Source organism: Duganella sp. HH101, from assembly GCF_001758795.1.
Lineage (GTDB): Bacteria > Pseudomonadota > Gammaproteobacteria > Burkholderiales > Burkholderiaceae_D > Rugamonas > Rugamonas rivuli.
In genome coordinates this window covers 166,580-193,073 of sequence record NZ_LRON01000009.1, presented here as the reverse complement: position 1 = coordinate 193,073, position 26,494 = coordinate 166,580, and the positions used below count along the sequence as shown (strand labels likewise).

The following is a 26,494-nucleotide window of genomic DNA, read 5'->3' as shown; positions in this document are numbered from 1 at the left end:
GCAAGCCGGCAGAACGCAACACAAAAACAGAAAGGAAACAATATGCGACTTCTGCTGGTAGAAGACGACACGATGATCGGCGAGGTGGTGCTCGACCTGCTGAGGGCCGAGCACTACGCGGTCGACTGGGTCAAGGACGGCGACATGGCCGACACCGCGCTGCAAACCCAGACCTACGACCTGGTGCTGCTGGACCTGGGCCTGCCGCGCAAGGACGGCCTCGACGTGCTGCGCTCGATGCGCGCGCGCAAGGAGCTGACCCCGGTGCTGGTGGCCACCGCGCGCGACGCCAAGGAGCAGCGCATCGCCGGCCTCGACGCCGGCGCCGACGATTACGTTTTGAAACCCTACGACCTCGACGAACTGCTGGCGCGCATCCGCGCCCTGCTGCGCCGTTCGGCCGGCCGCGCCGAGCCGATCTTCGAGCACGGCGGCGTCAGCGTCAATCCGCAAACGCGCGAAGTGATCGCCGACGGCAAGCAGGTCAACCTGTCGGCGCGCGAATGGGCGGTGCTGGAAGCGCTGATCGCGCGGCCGGGCATCGTGCTGTCGCGGCATCAGCTGGAAGAGAAGCTTTACAGCTGGAAGGATGAGGTCAACAGCAACGCGGTCGAAGTCTACATCCACGGCCTGCGCAAGAAGCTGGGCGCGGAGCTGATCCAAAACGTGCGCGGCCTGGGATACATGGTGCCGAAACTATGAAGGTGAAGATGCCGTCGCTGCCACGGGTGCCCGTGGTGACGCACTCGCTGCGCGGACGTTTGCTGTGGTTCCTGCTGGCCGCCATCACGATGGCGGCCATCGCGCAGGCGATGATCGCCTACCGCAGCGCGCTCAGCGACGCCGACCAGATCTTCGACTATCACATGCAACAGATGGCGATGTCGCTGCGCTCCAGCGCCACGCTGACCAACAAGGCCGCCGACACGGCGGCCGATCCCGAAAACGACGACCTGGTGGTGCAGGTGTGGACGCCGGACGGCGCGCAAGTGTTCCGTTCGCTGTCGCGCGCGGCGCTGCCGCAGCGGGCCGTGCTGGGTTTCTCCAACGTCAAGGCCAACAACACCACCTACCGCATCTTCTCGGTGCAGACCAGCAACCAGACCGTGCAGGTGGCGCAGGACATGGCGGTGCGCCAGCGCATGGCGGGCACCTTGGCGCTGCGCACGGTCGGCCCGATCGCCGTCATGGCGCCGGTGCTGATGCTGGTGGTGTGGTGGGTGGTCAGCGGCTCGCTGGCGCCGGTGTCGCGTGTCAAGCGGCAGGTGGCGGCGCGCCAGGCGGACGACTTGTCGCCGGTGTCGGAAAACGATTTGCCCGATGAAGTGCTGCCGCTGGTGCACGAGCTGAACCTGCTGTTCGGCCGCGTGCGCACGGCGTTCGACGCCCAGCAGCACTTCGTCGCCGACGCCGCCCACGAGCTGCGCTCGCCGCTGGCGGCGCTCAAGCTGCAGGTGCTGAGCCTGGAGCGGGCGCAGGACGAGGCCGCGCGCAGCGTCGCCATCGGCCGCGTCACGGCCGGCATCGAGCGCGCCACGCGGCTGGTCGAACAGTTGCTGGTGCTGGCGCGGCAGGAAGGCTCGGTCAACGACGTCAAGCTGGAGCCGGTGCCGATCAGCGACCTGGTCAAGCGCACGCTGGGCGACATGGCCGGCCTGGCGCAGGCCCGCCAGATCGACCTGGGCCTGCATCATGCCGACGAGGCCGCCGTGGACGGCCAGCCCGATGCGCTGATCATCCTGCTGCGCAACCTGGTCGACAACGCCATCAAGTACACGCCGGCCGGCGGCACCGTCGATATCGACCTGCGCCGCACCGCCGGCGCGAGCAAGGCCGCGCCGGGACGCGTCATCCTCAGCATCGAGGATTCCGGCCCCGGCATCCCGCCGGAAGAGCGCGAGCGCGTGTTCAGCCGCTTCTACCGCGTGCCGGGCAGCTCGGCCGGCGGCAGCGGGCTGGGGCTGGCGATCATCAAATCCATCGCCGAACGCCACGGCGCCGTGCTGACCCTGGACCAGTCCGAGCGGCTGGGCGGCTTGAAGGTCAAGGTCGATTTTCCTGAGACTGCAAGGGCCACTCCAGTCTAAAATGCAACTTTGACATGGCGTTGGAGTGGCGTATGAGGAAAATCGGCTTTTCGGGCACCCTGGACCCGATCACCAACGGGCATATGTGGGTGATGAACGAAGCCCGTTCGCTGGCGGACGAGGTGGTGGTGTTCCTGTCCGAAAACCCGGCCAAGAAGCCCAAGTTCTCGGCCGAGGAGCGCAAGAACATCATCGCCCTCAGCTGCGCCGAACAGGGCTGGGACAATGTGCAGGTGGTCATCGTCAAGGGCGACTACACGGCGCGCGCGGCCAAGAAGCAGGGCGTGCACTGCCTGATACGCGGCATCCGCACCACCGCCGACTTCGACTATGAAAACCTGATCCAGCAAACCAACGTCGACGTGCTGCAGGGCGCCAAGACCATCTTCGTCATGCCGCCGCGCGACCTTGGCTCGGTCAGCTCCAGCTTCGTCAAGGCGCTGGAAGGGCCGATAGGCTGGAACTGGATCATGAAGAAATTCGTGCCCGGCCCGGCCTACCACGCCTGGGTGCTGAGCTGGCTGCGCAAGGAATGGGAAACGCTGTGGGACTACGCCCACCGCGACGCCACCGCCATCGCCCATGCCGACCAGTGGTTCGCGCAGCTGACCGGCGCCACGGCCTACGGCGGCCCGGCGCGCCACTATCACAACCTCGACCACCTGGTGCACGGCCTGTGCGAGATCCGCGTGTGGGCGGCCAACACCGGCCCCGATCCGGCGGACGTCGACATCGTCAAGCAAGCCTTCTGGTTCCATGACGCCGAGTACGGCCACGGCGGCGACCCGGGCGCGCTGACCAACGAGGAAGCCAGCGCCCAGCTGTGGCTGGGCAGCCACCTGGGGCAGGAGATGGGCGACGCGGCCGAGCTGATACGCGCCACCGACCACTTCCAGGAAGCCTCGATCAGCCACCGGCTGAAGGACACGCTGCTCAGCGTCGACCTCGCCATCCTCGGGCAGGACGACGAGGTCTACCAGAACTATGCGCGCGCGATCCGGCAGGAATACATCCATCTGCCGGACGCCGAGTACCGCCGGCAGCGCGGCGGCGCGCTGGCCCATCTGTGCCGCAAGGCCGATGCCGGCCAGCTGTTCGGCAACGCCTACTTCGCCGACCAGTACAACGAGCGCGCCATCGACAATATGCAGCGCGAGATGGAGCGGCTGGCCTCGGAGGGTGTGGAATAAAGCCTGGCTCGCCAGGCAAGGCGGCATTATAATTACGGCAATATTTCAACCAGGGAGTTGGTATGCCGTATATACGCGTGATCGATGGGGTAATGCAGGAGTTTGACGAGACCGGTATGAACGTTGGGCCGGTTGCCACCATCGCCTTGAATTCCTATAGCTATCTTGAGCGGCGCCAGTGGAACAAAACCACGAAAGTGGGAACCGGCCCCAATAATCCGGACTACACCGACGACCTGCCTTTCCTGCATGCGCAGGGATACAAATATGTGCAGGTGATGATGGCGCCGTTTTCGGGCGCGGTCAAGGAGGGCGCCTATTTCAACTGGGGCGCTGTGGTGGGCGAGCCCAAATTCAACACTAGCAATAACTCCGTCAGCGATCCGGGATTCAAGGATTCTTATTGGGACGCGGTCAAAGCCCTGCTCGATTGCGCGGTCGCGAATAAAATCGGGGTGATCGCCTGCCCGTTCTGGCGCGTGAACGCCATTTGCGAAATGGTGGGGGAGAGCTTTACCGCGCTGACCGATGTTAACTCCAAGACGCGGAATTACATGCGCGTGTTTGCCGCTGCCTTTGTCGCCAGGTTTGGCCGGCATGCCGGTGTCGCTGCATGGATGGCCAACCAGGAAATCCTGAATGTCGCGGTAGGGGATGTCCCCGTGCTGAATTACGATACCGCCTCGGCGATATTGAAAGAAACTGCCACCATCATACGGGCCAACGATCCGCTGGGACGCATGATCTCTTCGGGCAATGCGGGCATCGTCCACCGCTATCCTAAAACCGAATCATTGGATTGGTACACCTCGGTGGTGATACCGAAAATGAATCCCGATCCGATCGATTGCATCTGCGAAAATCTGTTCATCAACAACGAATACGTCAGCAGCGCCATGGCCGCGGATGCCAATACCCCCGCCGGGTTTGTGACGAGCTCGCTGGGCTATCTCAAATGCATGCAGGCAGTGGCGGCCGCTTTGAAAAAGCCTTATTTCGTGGGCAGCTTTGGCGTATCGACGGTTCAAGAGAAAGCGTACAACGATAGCGACCAGACCAACCTGAAGGCCTTGCTGGCCAATATGGGGAAAACAGGGGTGCAACTGGCAGCCTTTTGGGTATGGAACGGCGGCATGCCGATGGAAAAAGAAGGATGGAATGTACTGACTGGGTCGGGGACCGACAACGGCCGCATCCAGGCATACAACGCGCTCACGGCCGCCAATAATTCCTGGGAGTACAATCGGGCCGACCCGGTCATCACCCGTTCGCGCGCGCTGTTCTATCGGCAGGTGCTGCAGTTCAGTGCCTCCAGGATATCCGATTGCTACTTTAATATACCGGGCGCCGATGCTTATGCCAGCGCTGATTTCTCGGTGTCGTTTACGATCCGGCAGATAGATTTCGCTGATGTGACCCGGGAAATTATCGCCAACACCTCGGGTGGCCGGGGCTGGAAGGTGCTGGAAGCAATGAAGTCCCACCATCTTCAACTGTGGAGCGGCATCACTGCCACCAACGATAACGGTCTCGGCAGCAATGATTCAGGACGCGGCAGCCCGCCGCCAGGTCTCGATAGCGGCTGGATACGTTGTACTTATACCGTCAAGCATGACGGCGCCATTTCGTTCTATGCCAATGATTTTCTGCTGGCGCAGCAGAGCAAGAATATGTCGCCGCCGTTCTTAAATAATATTGCCAAGACCCCGATCATGGTTGGCCGGCAAAGACAGTGGGATGTGCAGAGTCCCGGTGCGACCGCAACGTGGCAAATGTCGGACTTGATCTTGTATGACCGGGTGCTGACGGCACAAGAGGTATTTGACTACGGCGTCTATCGCAAAGTCGACCGGCCGGTAGGGCGCTGGACATTGGACGGCGACCTGAAGGACTCCAGCGTCAATGCCAATACCGGTCTACTCAACGGCAATCACGGTGTAGCCGTCGCACAAAAAACGCCACCGGTTTTTGTTGCCATACCAGGCTGATTGGCCTGCGGCGCAGCTGCTTCGCTATCGCAAGGGATTCCTTGCGATAGCGTGAAAATAAATCAGCTGCGCCGCTCATAGGAGCGCCCCTTCGCCGGTGATAAAGTGTGTAGATTCGATGCAGATTACGAACTATAGTGCATTGACTTTACGCAAACTTTCTCACCGGAGGAGTTATGCCTGCTCATCTTCAAGTGATCGCCAATTCCGATGATGCCCTGCTGGCGTGGACGCCAGACCCCTGGAGCGATGATATCGTCGGCTTCCGCCTGGAACGCAAGGATTTGCTGACCGGAAACATCAAAGTACTCAACAACCGCATTCCCGCCAGCTCGGCGGGGACGGCCGTGCCGGCCGGCGGCATCGCCTCCACCGATTCGCCGATACGCCGCTGCATGTGGATGGACCACGACGTCGAGCAGGCCGGCAAGGCGGCCTACCGGGTCACGCCGATGACGGCAGGCGCGAACGGCGCCGGCGGCTTCCTGCTGCGCGAGGCCGAGGCTTCTGACTGGGTGGCGGCGCAGGCGGCGGACACGCCGTCGGAAGGCGTGGCGGTCTACTTCAATCGCGGCACCATCATGTCGCAGGTGGTGACGCGGCTGACCGGCGGTGAAGTCAGCGTCAAATCGCTGAAGGCCTTGAAGGCGCAGCTGGCCGAGCCCGGCTATCCGGTGCGCCGCTACCTGGCGGGCCAGGCCCGTCATGCGTTGCTGGACTTCATGGCCAACGCCGACCGTCGCGGCAACCATATCTACGCCGCGCTGTACGAGTTGAACGATCCCGAGCTGATCGCCGGCCTCAAGGCATTCGGCGAGCGCTGCCATCTGCTGCTGGGCAATGGCAGCTCCACCTTCGACGATACCGCGCATCAGCTGGAGGCGGGCGGCGTCATCGTCAAGCATCGCGACCTGTCGCACAAGGGCGCGTCCAGTCCCAGCGTGCACAACAAGTTCGTGGTCGAGGTGGAGGCCACCGGCGGCCAGGCGCAGCGCGTGCTGACCGGCAGCACCAACTGGACCACCACCGGCCTGTGCACGCAGTTGAACAATGTGCTGGTGGTCGAGCGTCCCGTCACCGCCAACCGTTTCTACCAGCAATGGCGCAAGCTGGCCGAGGTGGGAGACGACATGCCGGACGCGCTGCGCGTCGCCAACGGCCGTCCCACGGACGATGGCAAGGTGACGACCTTGTTCGCCGCCACCAAGGCCCAGGCGGAATTTGCGCCGGTGCTGGAGGCGATCGCCAACGCCAGGCAGGGTGTGCTGTTCCTGATGTTCATGCCGGGGCAGTCGCCGCTGTTGCAGGCGCTGCTGGCGCGCGTGACCGAGACGGACGCGCCTTATATACGCGGCGTGGTGTCGGCGGTGACGCAGAGCGAGAAGGGCGTCGTCACCGAGCACAACGCGCAGGTGATCGCCAACGGCGCCGACTTGAAGCGCTTCCATAACGAAGTGTTGAAACCGGACGGCGTGCCGCCGGCCAACTTGCCGGCCTGGGCACTGGAGGAATTCCAGCGCAGCATGTATCTGAGCGCGGGCTTGAACGCGATCATCCATTCGAAGACGCTGGTCATCGATCCGTTCTCCGATGACTGCATGGTGGTGACGGGCTCGCACAACTTCTCGCCGGCGGCGTCGAGCAAGAACGATGAGAACCTGGTCATCATCCGCGGCGACAAGGCGCTGGCGCAGGCGTATGCGGTGCATATCGAAGGCGTGTACGACCACTTCGCGTGGCGAGCCTTCCTGTCGAATGGCGGCGACCCGAAAACCATCTTCCAGCCGCTGACCGGCTGGAAGAGCGGCAACCGCGCCAAGGAGCTGGCGTTCTGGATGAGCCAGGCCTAGTGCGGAGGCAGTTCGACCTGTTCCTTGCGGGCGGCGATCTGGGCGCCGAGCGCATCGAGGTCCAGCTTGGCCTTGCGGGCCTTGGGGAACATCTCCGTCTCTTCTTCCTTGACGTGATGGTCGATCAGTTCGGATAGGACCTTGACCTTGGCGTCGTACAGATCCTCGGTGGGTTCCATCGAAATGATCTGTGCAATCAGGTCTTTGGCTGATGCATGCTCGACGACGGCTTCGTCGAGCATGTCGTCATCCTTGGTGGCGGCGCGCACGGCGGGGTAGAAGATTTCCTCTTCGGCGGTGGCGTGCTTGGTCAGTTCGGTGCAGATCTGCAAGGCCAGTTTCTGCTTGCTGACGTGCGCGCGGTCGCCCAGTTCTTCGTATTGTTCGAACAGCGACTTGACGTGTTCATGGTCTTCCGTCAGCAGCGTGATCGCATCCTGGGGATCGGTTTCGGTCGGGATAGGCTTGGGGATTTTGTCGTGCGGGCGGGCGGTGGTTCTCATATCGGCTCCTTGCGTGGCGAATGATAGGGGGAGAGTGCTTAGCCAGTTTAGGAGCGCGACCGCCGGCGGTCTGTGCGTTGCTCAACCATCCGGGGACCTGACCCCGGAGGTTAAAAGCGATTCCAGTTGTTGTGGCGGTGTTCGGCGGCTTCCTTGAGCAGGTAGCCGGCACGGCGTTCGTCCTTGGGACTCAGCGCGTCGCCCAGTTGCACCGTCATCGCCAGCTCCTGGATCGCCGGCGGATATTCGTGTTCGGCGGCTTCTTCCAGCAGGTGGCGGGCGCGCGCCGTGTCTTGCGCCACGCCCCGGCCTTCCTGGTAGATGTTCGAAAGCAGGAACATCGCGTGCGGATTGCCCAGCTCGCTGGCGGCGTTCAGCCAGTGCGCGGCCTGCGCATCGTCGCGCGCGACGCCGTCGCCGTTTTTGTACAGCATGCCCAGCACCAGCGCAGCCTTGGCATGGCGCTGCCCGGCCGCCATCGCGTACCACGGCGCCGCCGCTGCCGGCGCCGCCTTCACGCCGACCACGCCCACCCGTAACATCTCGCCCAGCTGGAAGGCGGCGTCGACGTCGCCGCCGCGCGCGGCCTGCTCGAACAGCTTGAGCGCGTCGGCCCGCTGGTCGGGACGGGTTTGATACAGCAACGCCAGCTCGCGCTGCGCCACCGGCATCTGCTGCGCCGACCACGACATCAGCTTGCGCTCGGCGCTGGCGTCGGCCTGCTGCATGGCTTTCATGCCCACGGTTTCGATCTGCGCCGAGGTCGGCTTCTCCTGCTGCAGCTGGCAGCCGAACAGGAGCACGCTGGCCAGCACCGCGATCAGCGCGACACCGGGATAATTTTTAACTTGCATGATATGGACCTCACGATAAGCGGAGCCGGCAGGGCCGGCTCCGCACACCACGCCGACGTGCTTACTTGCTCAGATCCACCGAGTACTTGGCGAAGCCGCTGGCATCGAGCGCGCCTTCGGCCGTGACGGCGGTGATGCCGCTGCTCTTCGCCAAGGCCAGATGCCCAGGCGCCGAACGCAGGATCACCGGACCGGCCGTCGCCACCTTGACGAAGCTCCAGCTGCGCGCGCTGCCGTTGGCCGCCAGCGTGACCTTGCCGCTGGCCGCGCCTTGCGCCGTCAGGTAGTTGCTGACCACGGTCTGGTTGGCGTCCGGCGACTTGATGATGGTCTTGCTGCCGTCGATGCCAGGCACGGCGCCGCCGCCGCCCGCGCGGTAGTCGTTGGTGGCGACGATGAAGTCGTCGCCGTCGGCCACGGCCTTGCCCAGGTAAGTCAGGTTGACGATGCGGCTGCCTGCCGGCTTGGTCACGTCGATCTGGTAGGTCAGCGCATTGTTCTCGGCATAGAACACGTCGTAGTTGTAGATCGTGCCGTACGACGGCACCAGATCCTGCTCGGTGGTCTTGGCCGGATCGATCTGGCCGAACTGCTTGGCCGCCGTTTCCAGCCAGGCCTTCAGGTCGGAACCCTTGATCTTCACCGCCTGCAGGTTGTTGTTGCTGTACAGGTAGAGGTCGCCCGGATTGCGCACTTGCAGGCCGACCGGCGCTGCGGCGCTGGCGCCCGGCGCGACGTCGGTGAAGTCCGATGCACCGTTGCGGCCCGCCTTGAACGGCGCGCTGCACGAGATCACCGGAATGTTCTTGTAGCTGGCGATGGTGGCGTCGGTGCTGGCGGCGATGAATTTCTTCACGTAGTCCAGCTGCGCCTGGTTGACCAGCTGGATCGCGCTGACGTCGCCGACCAGCGCGAAGTAGGCCGACATTTCGAAGTCGGTGGTCACGCCCAGCGGCTGCTTGGCGTAGGCGATGGTGGCCGCGTGCTCGGTGGCGACGATGGGCGCGATGGCCGGGTCGGCCTTGACGATGGTGGCGCCGTCGGTGTACTTGAAACCGCGCGATTCCACGCTGGTCTTATCCTGCTGCACCACCCACTTGCCGCCGGTGAAGACCAGGGTCATCTTGATGATGCCCAGGCGACGGCCCCAGCTCTGCGCCATCACGGTCGGCACGCCGTTGACGAAGCCGTTGACGGCGTCGATCTTGGCGCTGGCCGGGAAGGCGGCGAACGATGGATCCAGCGCCGCCGCGCCGGTCTCTTTACCTTTCGGGAAGATCAGGTGCGAGTGGCCGATCAGCAGCGCGTCGATGCCGGTGCTGGTCAGGTGATAGCTGCCGTTTTCCATTTTCGGGCTGTAGGCGCTTGGGTCCAGGCCGCCGTGCGACAGCGCCACCACCAGGTCGGCGCCCTTGCTGCGCATCTCGGGCACGTACTGCTTGGCCGCTTCCTGCACGCCGGTGACGGCGACTTTGCCGGCCAGGTTTTTCTGGTCCCAGTCCAGGATCTGCGGCGGCACGAAGCTCATGATGCCGATGTTCATCTTGACGTCGAGCTTGCTGCCGTCCGGCTTGGTGGCCGAGAAGGTGCGCGGCAGCAGCGTGTAGGGCTGGACGATGGGCTTGTTGCTGGCCACGCCGGTGACGTTGGTCAGCACCAGCGGGAAGGACGGCGCGCCGCAGGTGCCGGTCGGCTTGGCGACGCCGGGTATGCCGAAGTCGGTATTGGTGATCTGGCTCAGCAGCGGCAAGCCGTAGTTGAACTCGTGGTTGCCGAAGCCGCCGCCATCGTACTTCATGGCGTTCATGACTTTGTGCACGGCCAGGGTGTCGGTGCAGGCGATCGGCTTGGTCGCGGCTTGCAGGTCGCCCAGCAGGGTGCCCTGGATGACGTCGCCGTCGTCCAGCAGCACGTTGTTCGGGTTCTCGGTGCGGGCGGCGCTGACCAGGGTCGAGGTGCGCTCCAGGCCCAGGCTGGTGTCTTCGGCCAACGAATAGTAGTTGTAGCTCATCACGTTGGCGTGGATGTCGGTGGTTTCCATCAACGCCAGGGTGACTGTCGTGCCTTCCGGGATCGCCGGAGGAGGCGTGTAGTCGCCGCCGCAACCGACCAGACCGGCTGCCGTCATCGCAGCCAACATCACCAGATTTAGTTTCATCGAGACCTCAAAGATTAAGAAAATTCAAGGTGGCGACTGTACCCAACGCAGATGACATGGCCGTGACAAAACGCAAACAATTACGTACTAGTAAGCCCAGAGCGGTCCCGGCTTGCCGTTGACGGTGGCGCCCTCCATTACGACGAACACGCGGCGGCCATAGAAGAAGGGCAGGCCCCAGTCGAAGTAGCTGCCGGCGCCGGCGGCCGCGCCCACCGTGCCGCCGACCTGTGCCGCCGCGATGGTGGACGCCAGCTGCACCAGGTTGGCGATGCTGAAGTTGACGGCGCCGCTGGCGCTGCCGTCGGCGGCGGCGTTGACGGCGCTGAGCGACAGCGTGGCGGCGGGGCAGTAGAAATCGCCGCCCGAGCAGGTGCGTATCGTGCTGTCGCTGAAGAAGTAGCCGTTGGAGCCGCTGTCGATGAAGCTGGAGGCGTAGGTCTTGCCCTTGTAGGTGGTGCTGAAGTCGCCGCTGCCGTTGGTCTTGAACAGCGTTTCGCCGGCGATGGCGTTGTTGGCCTGCGTGTTGACGCCGAAGATCAGCGTGCCGCTCACCGAGCTCAGGCCGGCCGTGCCGACCGCGGGCAGCACCACCAGCACGCCATTGTTGTTGACCGCGAACGAGGCCACCGGGTTGCTGACCTGCGACGCCAGCGGCATGCTGCTGGCCGTGCAGCCGTTGGCGGTGCAGGCGTAGTAGGCGCCGCCGACCGCCGACCTGGCGCAGCTGTCGCCGCAATCCTGCTTGAACAGGCCGACGCCGAGTATACCCTTGGCGCCCATGGCCGCCAGCGTGCCGAGGTTGTTGCCGGCGCTGCTGCAACTGGACGGCGTCGCCGCGTAGTTGGCGCCGCTGTCGCCGATGACCTGGATGGAGATGCCTGCGGCCAGTTCATCGGCCATGCGCACATCGGCCTGGCGCACCGCGCCCCAGGTGTAGCCGCTGATGAACTTGCCGCACTCGCCGGCGTCGGCGCCGGATGGCGTGGGCACGGCCGGCAGCTTCAGCGCCGCGTCGAGCGGGGCCAGCAGGCGCAGGCCGTAGGAGCCGGTGTCGAGCAGCACGTGGTCGATGGTCTGGCAGGTGCTGGTGCCGGGCCGGCACACCGTCACGCTGACGTAGGGGATGTTGATCGCGCCGTTGACGCCGGTCGGTCCGCTGTCGACGACGATGGCGCTGCTGTTGCTCAGCGGCGCGGTCACGCTCAGCGCCGCGCTGGCGTTGACGTTGCCGCCGTCGCCGCTGCAGGACAGGTTGTAGACGAAGTTGCCGGCCGCGTTGGGCACGATGTTGACCGAGCCCGAGGTGGCCTTGGCGCCGCTCCACGCGCCGCTGGCGGTGCAGCTGGCGGCGTTGGCCGAGGACCAGCTCAGCACCGAACTCTGCGCGGTGGTGATGCTGGCCGGCGCCAGCGTGAGGTTGACCGTGGGCGAGGGCGGCGGCGAGCTGACGACCACGCTGGTGGTCTTGCTGACGCCGCTGCAAGTGACGGTGTAGTAGGCGGTGCCGGCGGCGCCGGCCGTGACGGTCTGCGTGCCGCTGTTGTCCAGCGCACCGCTCCACGCACCGGACGCGGTGCAGCCGTTGGTGCCGGGATTGCTGACGTTCCAGCTCAGCGTGACGACCTGGCCGACGGTGGTGGCGGTCGGCGTGGCGCTGATGCTGACCACCGGCGTGACGGCGGCGGCCGCCTGCGTGGTGGCGGTGCTGGCGGCGGTGCTGCTGTCGCCGCCGCCGCCGCCGCAGGCGCTGAGCAACAAGGCCATCAACGCCGCGCCGGCGCGATGCCGCAGCCGGCCGGAGGCGAAATAAGTTGGCATGCGCAGCTCCCTATTCGATGACGCTGGTGTCGAAGCCGGCCGGCAGCGCGCCCGGTATCCACGCGTGGCCGGCATAGGCGCGCATGTGGCCGCCGGAGACGATCACCACGTCCTGCTGCTCGACCGCCAGCTGCGAATGGCCTGCCTTGGGACGCTTGGCGGCGGTGTTGCTCAGGACCGCGAACTTGTCGCCCAGCAGGGTGCGCAGGTCGGGCAGGGCGGGGCCGTTCCAGCTGACGGCGAACACCACGCCCTCGGCGTTCATGTATTCGCGCACCACGGTGCCGCTGTCGAGCGTGCTCTGGCTGACGGTGTAGACCGCCGTGCTGCCGGAGCCGGCCGCAGCCAGCGTGCGCGCGCCCTGGCGGACGGGCGTCGTGCCGAAGTTGGATGGGGAACTGCCCAGCGCGGCATAGGCGAGCGCGCCTTGCAGCAGGGAGAGTACCAACATGAGTAAGAATGCCCGGCGCATAGCCCGCTCCTGTGCCTAAGATGCAGGCAGTGTAGAACGGCGCCGAGTTGGATGGCGTTAGCGAGATGTAAGCAAACGTTACACGCCGGCGGAAACGAAAACGGCGCCCGAAGGCGCCGTCGATGCTCACCGCAGCAAGCTTAGAACTTGACGTACAGGCGGCCGAAGTAGGACGCGCCGTTCAGGCCGAACTGCACGCTTTCATACTTGAAACCGTTGTCGGTCTGGTCCGGGTTCTGCGTGGTCGGCTTGACGTTGAAGATGTTGTTGCCGCCGAAGGTGAACTTCATGTTTTTGTTGATGGTGTAGGTGAAGCTCAGGTCGGCCGAGGTCTTCGACTCGTAGTGCTGGTTAGGCACGCCGGCTGCCGTACCGTCGAAGGTGCCCAGCGTCTGCGGACCGAAGTGGATGATCTTCAGGTCGCTTTCCCACGGGCCGGTCACATAGTCGAAGCCCAGCGTGGCCTTCGAACGCGGCGCGCCCTGCTCGATGTACAGGCGTTCCTTCTCCGACAGCAGCACGTCCTCGAAGCCCTTCAGCGAAGCCGGCGCGTGGATGCCGGTCACTTCCGTCTTGCTGACGTTGAGCGCCAGGAAGGTGGTCAGCTTGTTGGGACCGAAGTTGGTCTTGTGCGACGCCGTCAGGTCCAGGCCCTGGGTCTTGGTGTCGACCGAGTTGACGAAGAACTGCGCTTCGCCCACGCCCAGCTTGGCCAGGCGCTCGGCCAGGGCTGGATAGGTGTCGGCATTGAAGCGGCCGGACAGCACGATGCGGTCCTTGATCTTGATGTTGTACAGGTCGGCGGTGACGGAGACGGCGGCGTTCGGCGTCCAGGTTGAACCCAGCGTGAAGCTGGTCGACTTCTCTTCCTTCAGCTTCGGAATGCCGGCCTCGTTGGCGACGGCGCCGCCGTTCGGCGCCAGCACCACGTCGGTGGCCACGCCGCCGATGAAGTCGGTGAAGGTGGACGAGAAATACACCTGCTGCAGCGACGGCGCGCGGAAGCCGGTGCTGGCCGAGCCGCGCAGCAGCACGCTGTCGGCCACGCGCACGCTGCCGGCCAGCTTGCCGGTGACGGTCGAGCCGAAGTCGCTGAACTTCTCGTAGCGCACCGCGCCCTGCAGCTTGACGGTCTTGCTCAGGTCAGCTTCCAGGTCGAGGTAGGCGGCGGTGCTGTGGCGCTTGGCGTTGACCTGGTCGCCCGGCTGGAAGCCGGGGAAGCCCTGGCTGCCGGCGTTGCCGCCGAAGCCGATGCCGTCGACGTCGTTGTACGAGCCCGCTTCGCCCGCGAAGATCTTGTAGTTCTCGCTGCGGTACTCGCCGCCGAAGGCGACGTTCAGGCCGTCACCGATGAGGCCGTCGTAGTAATGGTTCAGGTCGAGGTTGGTGGTCAGCTGCTGGAACGAGAAGCCGCCGGCGTCGAAGCGGTCCGGGCTGATGCCCTTGCCGCCGGCCAGCAGATCCTTGTTGGCGATCGATGCGTTGAGCGTGTGGCTGATGTTGTACTTCATCTTGTTGTAGCCGTAGGTCTGCGACACGTCCATATTCCAGTCGCCCAGCGTGCCGCGATGGCCGACGGTGGCGTAGCGGTCGTCGATGTCGGCATTGATGAAGGGCACGAAGCCGTTCGGGTACATGGCGGCCGAGTTGCGGCTCGGGATGTCGTCGGAACCGACGCCGCCGCGCGCGAACGCGGCGCTCGATGCGTCGCGGGTCTGGGCGCCGGCGGTGAAGTAGAGCTTGCCGGTGCCGGTGGTTGGCAGTTCGCCGTTCAGGTACAGCGACTGGTTCTTGGTCTTGGTGTCGCCGATGATGCGCGGGTTGCCGGCGTCGGCGCGGTTGGAGCGGCCACGGTCCAGGTACTCGCCGGTGATGCCGAGCACGCCGCCGCTGCCGATCTCGAAGCCGCAGTAGGCCGAGGTCAGGTAGTTCTTGCCGTCGCGCTTGGAGTATTCGCTGAAGCCGGCGATGGCTTCGCAGCCCTTGCTCTTTTTCAGGCCGATGTCGATCACGCCGGCGATGGCGTCCGAGCCGTACTGGGCGGCGGCGCCGTCGCGCAACACCTGCACGTCCTTGATCGCCAACAGCGGAATGGTGTTCATGTCGGTGCCGGTGTTGCCGCGGTTGCGGGCGCCGAACAGGTTGACCAGCGCGGTGGTGTGGCGGCGCTTGCCGTTGACCAGCACCAGGGTCTGGTCGGAGCCGAGGCCGCGCAGCGCGGCGGAGTCGACCAGGTCGGCGCCGTCGGAGCCGCTCTGGCGGGTCGAGTTGAACGATGGCGAGATATAGGTCAGCGTTTGCGCCAGGTCGAACTGGCCGCCTTGTTCTGTGGTCTTGCTCATCGGGATGATATCGACCGGCACGACGGTGTCGGTGGACGAGGTGGTCGCGCGGCGCGAACCGACCACGCTGACCGACTGCATCTGGGTTTCCTGTTTGGCTTCTGGGGCGGTCTGCGCGAAGGCGGAGGGGGCGAAGCCCAGGGCTGCTGCGCCGTACAGGCTGAGCAGTACGGCATGACGTAAAGGCGTGGTGGCGAACAAGTTTTCTCTCCCGTGAAAAATCTGATTCTAGTCAAATAGTTCATAAGCAAATGACTTTTTTGACAATTTTGCAGCCAAACTTTATTTACTGTTGTTTTTGTCTCGCCGGCCCTGCGTAGTGCTACGTAGGGCCATAGTTTTAGCCAATAAATCCACCGGCGCCGACTATTAAGGTTATTCATGTCGAACGGCGCGCAGGGTGTATTATACTGTACAAAAACACAGTATAAAATCATGGGCACATCCTCCGTCCAGGGCTTGCCGGCTTATGCCGAGCTGTTCTGCATGACCAATTTCTCCTTCCTGCAGGGCGCCTCCAGCGCCGAGGAGCTGGTCGCGCGCGCCGTGCAGCTCGATTACGCCGGCCTGGCGATCACCGACGAATGCTCGCTGGCCGGCGTAGTGCGCGCTCACGCCCAGGCCAAGGCTGCCGGGCTGCCGCTGCTGATCGGCAGCCATTTCCACCTGAAGAACCCGGACGGCAGCCCGGCCCTGTCGTTGATCGCCCTGGCGCAGGACCGCGAAGGCTACGGCAATCTCTGCGAGCTCATCACGATAGGCCGCAACCGCGTCGCCAAGGGCAGCTACCTGCTCACGCCGGCCGACCTGGCCGCACCGCCACCCGCCTACGCCCACCTGAAGGGCTTGCCCGGTTGCCTGATGATCTTGCTGCCGCATTACCCGGCCTTCCAGCCGGACGATGTCGACCGCCTGCACGCGCAGGCGGCGTGGATGGAGGCCAACTTCCCCGAGCGCAGCTGGATGGGGCTGAGCCTGCTGCAGCGCGCCTTCGACGAGGCGCACCGTCTCAGCATCGACGAGGTGGCTTTGCAGCACGGCATGCGGGTGGTGGCGGTCGGGCAGGTCTGCATGCACGTGCGCTCGCGCAAGCCGCTGCACGACACGCTGTGCGCGGTGCGCGTCGGCAAGCCGGTGGGGGAGTGCGGCTATGCGCTGGCGCAGAACGCCGAACAGCATCTGCGCTCGCGGCTGCGGCTGGCGAACCTGTATCCGCCGCAAGCGCTGGCGGAAACCTTGAGCATCGTGCAGCAGTGCAGCTTCAATCTCAAGCAGCTGCGCTACGAATACCCGCGCGAGCTGGTGCCGCAAGGCCAGACGCCGGCCAGCTATCTGCGGCAGGAAGTGTATGCCGGCGCACAGGGGCGCTTTCCGGCGGGCCTGTCCGTCAAGGTGCGCGGCCAGATCGAGAAGGAGCTGGAGCTGATTGCCGAGCTGGAGTACGAACCTTACTTCCTGACGGTCTACGACATCGTCCGCTACGCCCGCTCGCAGGGCATCCTGTGCCAGGGCAGGGGATCGGCGGCCAACTCGGTGGTCTGCTATTGCCTCGGCGTGACCGAGGTCGATCCCGAGCGCAGCAACATGCTGACCGGGCGCTTCATCTCCAGGGAGCGCAACGAGCCGCCGGATATCGATGTCGACTTCGAGCACCAGCGGCGCGAGGAGGTGATCCAGTACATCTACAAAAAATACGGCGCGGACCGTGCCGCGCTGGCGGCCGTGGTCATCAGCTACCGCCCGAAGAGCGCATTGCGCGACAGCGGCAAGGCGCTGGGCGTGGACCTGGCCATCGTCGAGAAGGTGGCCAAGGCGCACCACTGGTTCGACAGCCGCAACGACCTGCTGGGCCGGTTGGCCGAGTGCGGACTGAACCCGGAGTCGCAACTGGCGCAGCAATGGGCCGCGCTGGCGATCGGCCTGCTGGGCTTCCCGCGCCATCTGTCGCAGCATCCGGGCGGCTTCGTCATCTCGCACGACAAGCTGTCGCGGCTGGTGCCGATCGAGGCCGCCACGATGGAGGGGCGCTGCGTGATCCAGTGGGACAAGGACGACCTGGAAGAGCTGGGCCTGATGAAGGTGGACGTGCTGGCGCTGGGCATGTTGTCGGCGCTGCGGCGCGCGCTGGACCTGGTGGGCGCGCAGCGCGGCGAGCCGTTCCGGATGCAGGACATCCCCAAGGAAGACCCCGCCACCTACGACATGATGTGCGAGGCCGACACCATCGGCGTGTTCCAGATCGAATCGCGCGCGCAGATGAGCATGTTGCCGCGCCTGCGGCCCCGGGAGTTTTACGACCTGGTGATCGAAGTGGCGATCGTGCGGCCGGGGCCGATACAGGGCGGCATGGTGCATCCGTACCTGCAGCGGCGCATGAATCCTCTCGCGAAGACGCATTGCCCGCCCGGGCTGGAAGAGGCCCTGGCCCGCACGCTGGGCGTGCCGATCTTCCAGGAGCAGGTGATGCAAATCGCCGTCATCGCCGCCGGCTTCAGCGAGGGCGAAGCGGACCAGCTGCGGCGCGCCATGGCGGCCTGGAAGCGCAAGGGCGGCGTGGACAAGTACGAGCAGCGCATCAAGGACGGCATGCGCGAGCGCGGCTACGAGGCCGATTTCGCCGACGCGATCTGCAAGCAGATCGAAGGCTTCGGCGAATACGGCTTCCCCGAATCGCACTCGGCCAGCTTCGCGCTGCTGACCTATGCCAGCTCCTGGCTCAAGTGCCACGAGCCGGCGGCCTTCCTGTGCGCGTTGTTGAACAGCCAGCCGATGGGTTTCTACAGCCCATCGCAACTGGTGCAGGACGCCAGGCGCCACGGCGTACAGGTGCGCGAGATCGACGTCACCGTCAGCGGCTGGGATACCTCGTTGGAAGAGCGGGTGGGCAAGCGCGGCCAACCGGCGGTGCGCCTGGGCCTGTCGATGCTGAAGGGCATGCGCGCCGAAGCGGCCGCGCGCATCGAGCAGGCGCGGGCCGAACGCCCCTACACCAGCGTGGCCGACATGGCGCGGCGCGCGGACCTGGAGCGCCACGACCTGCAAGTGCTGGCCGCCGGCAACGCCCTACAGCAGTTGTCGGGCAACCGCAGGCAAGCCTTGTGGCAGGCGGTCGGCGCCGTGCCGGACAAGGATCTGCTGCGCCCGGCCATGCCGGACGAAGACATCCCCGTGCTGAAACCGCCGACGGAGGGCGAGGAAATCCTGGGCGACTACCGCTCGCACGGCCTGACGCTGGGCCGCCATCCGCTGGCGCTGCTGCGCCCCAAGCTGCTGGAGCACCGCTTCCTGCCGGCCGCCACGCTCAACACCTACACCAACGGCATGCTGGCGCGCGCCTGCGGCATGGTGACGGTGCGGCAACGCCCCGGTACGGCCAAGGGCGTGCTGTTCATCACCATCGAGGACGAGACCGGCAACGTCAACGTCATCATCTGGCCGTCCCTGGTCGAAACGCAGCGGCGCGAAGTGTTGAGCGCGCCGCTGCTGGGCGTGTATGGCGTCTGGCAGCAGGAGGGGATCGTGCGCCACCTGGTGGCCAAGCGGCTGGTCGACATGTCCCACCTGCTGGGACGGTTGCCGACCATCAGCCGGGACTTCTGCTAGCGCTGTTGCGCGTCGTGCTGGCTGCCGGTGGCGTAGTAGGTGTGGATCTGGCTGGCCCAGGTCTGGTTGGCCATGTTCGGCCAGTGGTCGGTATCGAAGCCCGGAGCGTTTTCGATGCGGTCTTTCTCCAGGTTCAGCGTGAAGCGCTTGTTGATGGTGTCCAGCGTCAGCGCTTCCCAAGGCACGGCGAACAGTTTTTCGCCGATCGTGAACACGCCGCCGTACGACATCACCGCATAGGCGATGTTGCCGGTGCGCATGTCGAGCATGATTTCCTTGATCTCGCCCAGGTGTTCGTCTTTCAGATTGTGGACGTGGTTGCCGATCAGCGTGTCGGCGCCCATCAGTTCCGGGCCGGGGCCTTTATGGCCGTTGTCCACATACATGCCCAAGGCATCGAGTTCTTCGTAGTTCATATCATGACCTCCCTGATTTAATGAGTTGTCATTTTTGCCTGCCGGCGGGCGACGGTCTGTACGGTGCAGCACCGTGCTGATGGATAGGCAAACTGGCTAATTTTGCACTTTCCCTCATAGGAGTTTCCCGCCCGGTTGAGGATTTTTCCGGGCAGGAAGGTGAAGAATCGGACGTTTTAGGGTATAATTTCAATTTCCCGCACGTGCCGTTCGGCACCATCTGCAATGACCAAATTTGTCTTCGTCACTGGCGGCGTCGTGTCTTCCCTTGGTAAAGGGATTGCCGCCGCCTCTCTCGCCGCGATCCTCGAATCGCGCGGCCTCAAAGTCACCATGCTCAAGCTCGACCCGTACATCAACGTCGATCCTGGCACGATGAGCCCTATGCAGCACGGTGAAGTCTTCGTCACCGACGACGGGGCCGAAACCGACCTCGACCTCGGCCACTACGAGCGCTTCATCTCCACCCGCATGAAAAAGGTGAACAACTTCACCACCGGCCAGATCTACGAATCGGTGATCCGCAAGGAACGCCGCGGCGAGTACCTGGGCAAGACCGTGCAGGTCATCCCCCACATCACCAACGAAATCCAGGACTACATCCGTCGCGGCGCCGAAGGCTACGACGTGGCCCTGTGCGAAATCGGCGGTACCGTGGGCGACATCGAATCGCTGCCGTTCCTGGAAGCCGCCCGTCAGCTGAGCCTGCGCGCTGGCCGCAAGAACACCGCCTTCGTCCACCTGACGCTGGTGCCGTTCATCGCCTCCGCCGGCGAGCTCAAGACCAAGCCTACCCAGCACTCGGTGCAGAAGCTGCGCGAAATCGGCATCTCGCCGAACGCGCTGCTGTGCCGCGCCGACCGCGCCATTCCGGAAGACGAACGCGCCAAGATCTCGCTGTTCTCGAACATCGAAGAGCAGGCCGTGATTTCCGTGTGGGATGTCGACACCATCTACAAAGTGCCGCAGATGCTGCACGACCAGGGCCTGGACGCGATCATCTGCGAAGCGCTGGACCTGAACCCGGCCCCGGCCGACCTGTCGGTCTGGAGCCGCCTGATCTACACGCTGGAGCATCCGAAGAGCGAAGTGTCGATCGGCATGGTCGGCAAGTATGTGGAACTGACCGAGTCGTACAAGTCGCTGACCGAAGCGCTGCGCCACGCCGGCATCCACAACGAATCCAAGGTCAACATCGAGTACATCGACTCGGAAGAGATCGAGACCACCGGCTGCGCCGCGCTGGGCAAGTACGACGCCATCCTGGTACCGGGCGGCTTCGGCAAGCGCGGCGTGGAAGGCAAGATCATGGCCGCCCAGTTCGCCCGTGAAAACAAGATCCCTTACCTGGGCATCTGCCTCGGCATGCAAGTGGCGCTGATCGAATACGCCCGCCACAAGGCCGGCCTGACCACCGCCAACTCCACCGAGTTCGACCTGGACACCGCGCAGCCTGTGGTGGCCCTGATCGACGAGTGGCAAGGCCAGGACGGCAAGGTCGAGAAGCGCGACGAGAACTCCGACCTGGGCGGCACCATGCGCCTGGGCGCGCAGACCTGCGCCATCAAGCCGGGCACGCTGGCTTCGGAAATCTACGGCGCGGTCGTCACCGAGCGTCACCGTCACCGCTACGAAGCCAACAACCACTACCTGCCGCGCGTGGAAGCGGCCGGCCTGGTGGTCGCGGCGCGCACCCCGACCGAAGACCTGTGCGAAATCATGGAACTGCCGCGTACCGGCGAGAACGCGCACCCTTGGTACATGGGCGTGCAGTACCACCCTGAATTCAAATCGACCCCGCGTGACGGCCATCCGCTGTTCACGTCCTACATCAAGGCAGCACTGGCCCACAAGGCCGCCGGCGGCAACCGCCTGCACGCTGTCGATGTTAAAACTGCGGATACTCTGCAAGGAGATGCAGCATGAAACTGTGCGGATTCGACGTTGGCCTCGACCAGCCGTTCTTCCTGATCGCCGGCACCTGCGTGATCGAATCGCGCCAGATGGCGTTCGACACCGCCGGCGCGCTGAAGGAAATGACGGCCGCGCTGGGCATCCCGTTCATCTACAAGTCCTCGTTCGACAAGGCCAATCGTTCCTCCGGTACCTCGTACCGCGGTCCGGGCCGCGACAAGGGCCTGGAGATCCTCGGCGACGTCAAGCGCGAACTGGGCGTGCCGGTGCTGACCGACGTGCACTCGATCGATGAGATCGCCGAAGTCTCTTCGGTGGTCGACGTGCTGCAAACCCCGGCCTTCCTCTGCCGCCAGACCGACTTCATCGTCGCCTGCGCCGAGTCCGGCCTGCCGGTCAACATCAAGAAGGGCCAGTTCCTCGCCCCGCACGACATGAAGAACGTCATCGACAAAGCCCGCCTGGCCGCCAAGGCCAAGGGCCTGAACGAAGACAACTTCATGGCCTGCGAGCGCGGCGCCTCCTTCGGCTACAACAACCTGGTCTCGGACATGCGTTCGCTGGCCATCATGCGCGAATCGAACTGCCCGGTGGTGTTCGATGCGACCCACTCGGTGCAACTGCCAGGCGGTAATGGCACGTCGTCCGGCGGCATGCGCGAGATGGTGCCGGTGTTGTCGCGCGCGGCCGTGGCGGTTGGCGTGGCCGGCCTGTTCATGGAAACGCATCCGAACCCTGCGGAAGCCCTGTCGGACGGCCCGAACGCCGTGCCGCTGGGTCGCATGAAGGAGTTGCTGTCCACGCTGATCGAGCTGGACCGCATCACCAAGAAAGCTGGCTTCCTGGAAAACAGCTTCAACTAATGCAGCATACCTGGCGTACGAGTTTTCGTATGTTCGGCCCTCCGGCGCCGGGTACAATTCCCGTTATTTCGTCCGCAACGCGCATCAGAACGCGTAGCGACTTCGCATCGCCTAACTTTGGAGAATGACATGAGTGCTATTGTTGACATTATCGGCCGTGAAATCATCGACTCGCGCGGCAATCCTACCGTCGAATGCGACGTGCTGCTGGAATCCGGCGTCATGGGCCGCGCCGCCGTACCATCGGGTGCATCGACCGGTTCGCGCGAAGCGATCGAGCTGCGCGACGGCGATCCGAAGCGTTACTTCGGCAAGGGCGTGCTGCAAGCCTGCGAGAACATCAACACCGAAATCTCGGAAGCCATCATGGGCCTGGACGCCAATGAGCAAGCTTTCCTGGACCGCACTCTGATCGACCTGGACGGTACCGAAAACAAGGCACGCCTGGGCGCCAACGCCATGCTGGCCGTGTCGATGGCTGTCGCCAAGGCCGCCGCTGAAGAAGCCGGCCTGCCGCTGTACCGCTACTTCGGCGGTTCGGGCGCGATGCAGCTGCCAGTGCCGATGATGAACGTGATCAACGGCGGCGCGCACGCCGACAACAACCTGGACATCCAGGAATTCATGATCATTCCAGTCGGTGCACCTTCCTTCAAGGAAGCGGTCCGCTACGGCGCCGAAGTGTTCCACACGCTGAAAAAGATCCTGCACAAGAAGGGTCTGAGCACCGCCGTGGGCGACGAAGGCGGTTTCGCGCCATCGCTGGCCAACCATGAGGAAGCGATCAAGCTGATCATCCAGGCGATCGAAGAAGCCGGCTACGAGCCAGGCACCCAGATCGCCATCGGCCTGGACTGCGCCGCTTCCGAGTTCTACAAGGACGGCAAGTACGAGCTGGAAGGCGAGGGCCTGAGCCTGACCGCCACCGAGTTCACCAACCTGCTGGCGACCTGGTGCGACAAGTACCCGATCATCTCGATCGAAGACGCGATGCACGAAGGCGACTGGGACGGCTGGGCGATCCTGACCAAGGAATTGGGCAAGAAGATCCAGCTGGTGGGCGACGACCTGTACGTCACCAACACCAAGATCCTGAAAGAAGGCATCTCGAAAGGCATCGCCAACTCGATCCTGATCAAGATCAACCAGATCGGCACCCTGACCGAAACCTTCGCCGCCATCGAAATGGCCAAGCGCGCCGGCTACACCGCCGTGATCTCGCACCGTTCGGGCGAAACCGAAGATTCGACCATCGCCGATATCGCCGTTGGCCTGAACGCCCTGCAGATCAAGACCGGCTCGATGTCGCGTTCGGACCGCATGGCCAAGTACAACCAGCTGCTGCGTATCGAAGAAGATCTGGGCGATATCGCTTCCTACCCGGGCCGCGACGCGTTCTATAATCTGAAGTAATTAAGCAAACGCGGCCGGATCACTTCCGGCCGCTGTCGATTCCATGCGTCTGATCACTCTCGCACTGGCAGCCCTGCTGCTGTTGATACAGTACCCGCTCTGGCTGGGGAAGGGCGGGTGGCTGCGCGTGAAAGACTTCGAGGCCCAGGTGGACACGGCCCACAAGAAAAACGCGGAACTGATCGCCCGCAACGCCAAGCTCGACTCCGAAGTGCGCGACCTCAAGGACGGCACCGGCGCAGTGGAGGAGCGTGCTCGCTACGAGCTCAGCATGATCAAGCAAAACGAAATCTTCATCCAGATCGTCGGCAAGGGCCAGGCCGCTGCGCTGCCGCCGCTGGCGCCCAAACCTTCCGACAACTGAGCCCCTTCATGGCGATCCGCGCTGGCATACTGCTGATGTTGGCCACGCTTGCTCCGCTGGCAAAGAGTGCAGGCGTTTGCACGCCGCTGCGGGTCGGCTATATGGACCAGAACCGGCCGCCCTACTGGATGGGCGAGGGCGAGCAGGTGCCCGAACCGCCCGGCGCGGCGGTCGACCTGATACGCAACGCGGTCATGGGTTCCGGCTTCAACTGCCTGCCGACGCTGGTGCGGCTGCCGGTGGCGCGCCTGAGGGTGGCGCTGGAGGCGGGCGACATCGACATGACGCCGCTGGCCGAGCAGCCCAGCTATTCCGCCGAGATCGCGCTGCCGCGCGACAAGGACGGCAACATCGACCGCAACCGAGCGCTGCACAACACGCTGGTGGTGCTGGTGCGCGTCAAGGACAAGATCCCGGCCGGCGCCAATCCCAATGAATACTTCCGCGGCAAGGTGCTCGGTTCGCCGCAAGGCAATGCCTACAACGCGCGCCTGCGCGACGCCGGCTTGACCATCGACGACGGCGCCCGCGACCTGGAGCGCAATATCGAGAAGCTCAAGCTGGGCAGGGTGGACGGCGTGGTGGTCAACCTCGTCAAGCCCGAGCATCTGGCGCTGACGCTGAAACGCTATCGCGGCGTGGTGGTGCAGTTGCCGCAGCCGCTGATCAACACGCGGTTGTGGCTGGCCTTCAACGCCACTTACTACCGCGCCCATCATGACCAGGTCGAAGCGCTGTGGAGCTGGCTGGACTCGCACCGCGGCCGTCTCGGCGACGTCATGCAAAAATACCGCAAGCAGGAGTGACACCGTGAGCAATCCTTTGCACCATCTCAGCGCCATCAGCCTGTTCGTCGAAGACGTGGCGGCGGCCAAGGCGTTTTATCTCGACGTGTTCGGCGTGCCGGTGGTGTACGAGGACGCGGTGTCCGCCGTGATGAAGTTCGACAACCTGATCATCAACCTGCTGCATGTGGGCAGTGCGCCGGTGATCATCTCGCCCGCAGTGGTGGCGCCGCGCGATGCCGGCTCGCGCTTCCAGATCAGCATCTGGGTGCCGGACGTGGACGCGGTCTGCGCGCAGCTGCGGCAGCGCGGCGTGACGCTGCTGGCCGGTCCCGTCAACCGCCCTTGGAATATGCGTACCGCTAACTTCGTCGACCCCGCTGGACACAGCTGGGAAGTCGCACAACAACTGGAATCCTGAACATGCTGCATCACATTTCTTTCGGCGTGCGCGACCTCGCGCTGTCCGGCGCTTTCTACGACGCCGCCATGGGCGCGCTCGGCTTCCGCCGCGTGTTCGAAGACGACGACGCCATCGGCTATGGCTTGGAGGACGACAAGGACCTGCTGTGCCTGAAGCTGCGTCCCGAAGCCGAGGCGCCGGGCGCGGGCTTCCACATGGCCTTCGCCGCGCCGAACCGCGCCGCGGTGGACGCCTTCCATGCCGCCGCGCTGCGCGTCGGCGGCAGCGACAATGGCGCGCCGGGCCTGCGTCCCGATTACGGCGACCATTACTACGCCGCCTTCCTGGTCGACCCGGACGGCCACCACATCGAGGCGGTCATCAACACCGCCAACTAATTGCGCTTTTACCAGCGCCGCAGCGAACAGGCTTAACGGGCAAGCTTAAGCTAGAATAAGCGCCCCTTACGTCATACGAGTCCGGCTTGAGAGTCTTATTTTTTGTCGCATCGCTGATTGCCGCCGCCAGCGTTGGCGCGGCCACCGTCGGCCCGAAGGCGCATGGCCCGGAAGTGCTGCGCGCCCAGGTGCTGCTCGACCGCGCCCATTTTTCCACCGGCGAAATGGACGGCGCCTATGGCAGCAATATGCGCCAGGCCATACGCGGCTTCCAGAAGCTGCACCAGCTGCCGGTGACCGGCGTGGTCGATGCCGCCACCTGGGCCGAGCTGGAGCGCGACCAGGCGCCTGTGCTGGACAGCTACACCATCACCGCGCAAGACGTCGCCGGACCCTACACGCCTGTCCCGGCCGGCATGATGGCCAAGTCCAGGCTGCCCGCGCTGGGCTACGCCAGCCTGGCCGAAGCGCTGGGCGAACGCTTCCATTGCAGCCCCGACCTGCTGCGCCGCCTCAACCCCGGCAAGCCGCTGACCCGGGCCGGCACCCGCATCACCGTGCCCAACGTGGCCGCCGCCAAGCCGCTGCCGAAAGCCAGCTCCATCCTGGTCGACGCGCAGGACGGTACGCTGACGCTGCTCGACGCGGGCGGCATGCCGTTCGCGCAATTCCCCGCCAGTACCGGGAGCAAGCACGACCCGCTGCCCGAAGGCCGCTGGCAGGTGCGCGGCGTCGCCACCGATCCCGAATACCGCTACAACCCCAAGCTGTTCTGGGACGCCAAGGCGGGCGATGCCAAGGCCCGCCTCGCGGCCGGCCCCAACAACCCGGTCGGCGTCGCGTGGATAGAACTGAGCAAGGAACACTACGGCATCCACGGCACGCCCGAGCCGGGCAAGATCGGCAAGACCCAGTCGCACGGCTGCATCCGCCTCACCAACTGGGACGTGATGGCCGTGGTCCGCTCCATCGCGCGCGGTGCGGTGGTGTTATTGCAAGAGTAGTGACATTTCAATAGATTTCCAATAAGAAATTTTTTATACAATCGGGCCGTCGATTCTTCATGAGAA

The 26,494-nt window shown here is 64.5% G+C and carries 21 protein-coding genes; 14 read left to right on the top strand and 7 right to left on the bottom strand.

Annotation, left to right across the window (positions count from 1 at the left end):
* Nucleotides 1-42 precede the first annotated feature (42 nt).
* The 5 genes from DUGA2_RS16575 to DUGA2_RS16555 all read left to right on the top strand — a co-directional run bounded on the left by DUGA2_RS16575 (nucleotide 43) and on the right by DUGA2_RS16555 (nucleotide 7,115).
* Complete coding sequence (locus tag DUGA2_RS16575; protein ID WP_070270413.1) at nucleotides 43-702, top strand: response regulator transcription factor; 660 nt, start codon at nucleotides 43-45, stop codon at nucleotides 700-702.
* An 8-nt stretch (nucleotides 703-710) separates the two neighbouring features.
* The gene (locus DUGA2_RS16570) at nucleotides 711-2,087 is read left to right on the top strand and encodes an ATP-binding protein (protein WP_229214703.1); all 1,377 of its coding nucleotides are present in this window, start codon (nucleotides 711-713) and stop codon (nucleotides 2,085-2,087) included.
* A 32-nt stretch (nucleotides 2,088-2,119) separates the two neighbouring features.
* On the top strand, nucleotides 2,120-3,277 hold the full coding sequence (gene coaD / locus DUGA2_RS16565) for a pantetheine-phosphate adenylyltransferase (RefSeq protein WP_070270410.1): 1,158 nt from the start codon (nucleotides 2,120-2,122) through the stop codon (nucleotides 3,275-3,277).
* A 62-nt stretch (nucleotides 3,278-3,339) separates the two neighbouring features.
* Nucleotides 3,340-5,265 carry a hypothetical protein gene (locus DUGA2_RS16560; protein ID WP_070270409.1) on the top strand — a complete coding sequence of 642 codons (1,926 nt, stop codon included), beginning with the start codon at nucleotides 3,340-3,342 and terminating at the stop codon, nucleotides 5,263-5,265.
* Nucleotides 5,266-5,441: 176 nt separating this feature from the next.
* Nucleotides 5,442-7,115 carry a phospholipase D-like domain-containing protein gene (locus DUGA2_RS16555; RefSeq protein ID WP_070270407.1) on the top strand — a complete coding sequence of 558 codons (1,674 nt, stop codon included), beginning with the start codon at nucleotides 5,442-5,444 and terminating at the stop codon, nucleotides 7,113-7,115.
* On the opposite strand, the gene DUGA2_RS16550 is transcribed toward DUGA2_RS16555, so the two are convergent.
* From DUGA2_RS16550 to DUGA2_RS16525, 6 genes are all read right to left on the bottom strand, one after another.
* Nucleotides 7,112-7,618: a hemerythrin domain-containing protein gene (locus DUGA2_RS16550; RefSeq protein ID WP_070270402.1), complete on the bottom strand. Its 507-nt coding sequence runs from the start codon at nucleotides 7,616-7,618 to the stop codon at nucleotides 7,112-7,114. The genes DUGA2_RS16555 and DUGA2_RS16550 overlap by 4 nt on opposite strands.
* A 110-nt stretch (nucleotides 7,619-7,728) precedes the next feature.
* Nucleotides 7,729-8,472, bottom strand: coding sequence for a tetratricopeptide repeat protein (locus tag DUGA2_RS16545; RefSeq protein WP_070270401.1), 744 nt, complete (start codon nucleotides 8,470-8,472; stop codon nucleotides 7,729-7,731).
* Between the two features lie 61 nt (nucleotides 8,473-8,533).
* On the bottom strand, nucleotides 8,534-10,630 hold the full coding sequence (locus tag DUGA2_RS16540) for a bifunctional 2',3'-cyclic-nucleotide 2'-phosphodiesterase/3'-nucleotidase (protein WP_070270399.1): 2,097 nt from the start codon (nucleotides 10,628-10,630) through the stop codon (nucleotides 8,534-8,536).
* Between the two features lie 87 nt (nucleotides 10,631-10,717).
* The gene (locus tag DUGA2_RS16535; RefSeq protein WP_083296349.1) at nucleotides 10,718-12,451 is read right to left on the bottom strand and encodes a DUF3443 family protein; all 1,734 of its coding nucleotides are present in this window, start codon (nucleotides 12,449-12,451) and stop codon (nucleotides 10,718-10,720) included.
* Nucleotides 12,452-12,461: 10 nt separating this feature from the next.
* Complete coding sequence (locus DUGA2_RS16530) at nucleotides 12,462-12,902, bottom strand: DUF2844 domain-containing protein (protein WP_229214699.1); 441 nt, start codon at nucleotides 12,900-12,902, stop codon at nucleotides 12,462-12,464.
* A gap of 161 nt (nucleotides 12,903-13,063) precedes the next feature.
* Entirely contained in the window at nucleotides 13,064-15,466 is a 2,403-nt protein-coding gene (locus DUGA2_RS16525) for a TonB-dependent siderophore receptor (protein ID WP_070270282.1), read from the bottom strand.
* A gap of 234 nt (nucleotides 15,467-15,700) precedes the next feature.
* Here DUGA2_RS16525 and DUGA2_RS16520 point away from each other — a divergent pair, with 234 nt between their 5' ends.
* Complete coding sequence (locus DUGA2_RS16520; RefSeq protein ID WP_070270283.1) at nucleotides 15,701-18,868, top strand: error-prone DNA polymerase; 3,168 nt, start codon at nucleotides 15,701-15,703, stop codon at nucleotides 18,866-18,868.
* On the opposite strand, the gene DUGA2_RS16515 is transcribed toward DUGA2_RS16520, so the two are convergent.
* Complete coding sequence (locus tag DUGA2_RS16515) at nucleotides 18,865-19,284, bottom strand: PRC-barrel domain-containing protein (RefSeq protein ID WP_070270284.1); 420 nt, start codon at nucleotides 19,282-19,284, stop codon at nucleotides 18,865-18,867. The genes DUGA2_RS16520 and DUGA2_RS16515 overlap by 4 nt on opposite strands.
* Before the next feature lie 225 nt (nucleotides 19,285-19,509).
* Here DUGA2_RS16515 and DUGA2_RS16510 point away from each other — a divergent pair, with 225 nt between their 5' ends.
* The 8 genes from DUGA2_RS16510 (at nucleotide 19,510) to DUGA2_RS16475 (ending at nucleotide 26,428) form a co-directional block, all read left to right on the top strand.
* On the top strand, nucleotides 19,510-21,210 hold the full coding sequence (locus DUGA2_RS16510; protein WP_070270286.1) for a CTP synthase: 1,701 nt from the start codon (nucleotides 19,510-19,512) through the stop codon (nucleotides 21,208-21,210).
* Nucleotides 21,207-22,061, top strand: a complete 855-nt coding sequence (kdsA, locus tag DUGA2_RS16505) for a 3-deoxy-8-phosphooctulonate synthase (protein WP_070270287.1) — start codon at nucleotides 21,207-21,209, stop codon at nucleotides 22,059-22,061. Before DUGA2_RS16510 ends, kdsA begins: the two co-directional genes overlap by 4 nt.
* 129 nt (nucleotides 22,062-22,190) lie before the next feature.
* The gene (eno, locus tag DUGA2_RS16500) at nucleotides 22,191-23,474 is read left to right on the top strand and encodes a phosphopyruvate hydratase (RefSeq protein WP_008451142.1); all 1,284 of its coding nucleotides are present in this window, start codon (nucleotides 22,191-22,193) and stop codon (nucleotides 23,472-23,474) included.
* A 43-nt stretch (nucleotides 23,475-23,517) separates the two neighbouring features.
* Entirely contained in the window at nucleotides 23,518-23,838 is a 321-nt protein-coding gene (ftsB, locus tag DUGA2_RS16495; RefSeq protein WP_008451141.1) for a cell division protein FtsB, read from the top strand.
* Nucleotides 23,839-23,846: 8 nt separating this feature from the next.
* Nucleotides 23,847-24,644, top strand: coding sequence for a hypothetical protein (locus DUGA2_RS16490; RefSeq protein ID WP_070270289.1), 798 nt, complete (start codon nucleotides 23,847-23,849; stop codon nucleotides 24,642-24,644).
* Nucleotides 24,645-24,648: 4 nt separating this feature from the next.
* Nucleotides 24,649-25,044 (top strand): VOC family protein, encoded by a 396-nt coding sequence (locus DUGA2_RS16485; protein WP_070270290.1) that lies wholly within the window; start codon nucleotides 24,649-24,651, stop codon nucleotides 25,042-25,044.
* 2 nt (nucleotides 25,045-25,046) lie between these two features.
* Nucleotides 25,047-25,424, top strand: a complete 378-nt coding sequence (locus DUGA2_RS16480; protein WP_070270292.1) for a VOC family protein — start codon at nucleotides 25,047-25,049, stop codon at nucleotides 25,422-25,424.
* An 86-nt stretch (nucleotides 25,425-25,510) separates the two neighbouring features.
* Nucleotides 25,511-26,428, top strand: coding sequence for a L,D-transpeptidase (locus DUGA2_RS16475; protein WP_070270294.1), 918 nt, complete (start codon nucleotides 25,511-25,513; stop codon nucleotides 26,426-26,428).
* The last annotated feature ends 66 nt before the right edge of the window (nucleotides 26,429-26,494 follow it).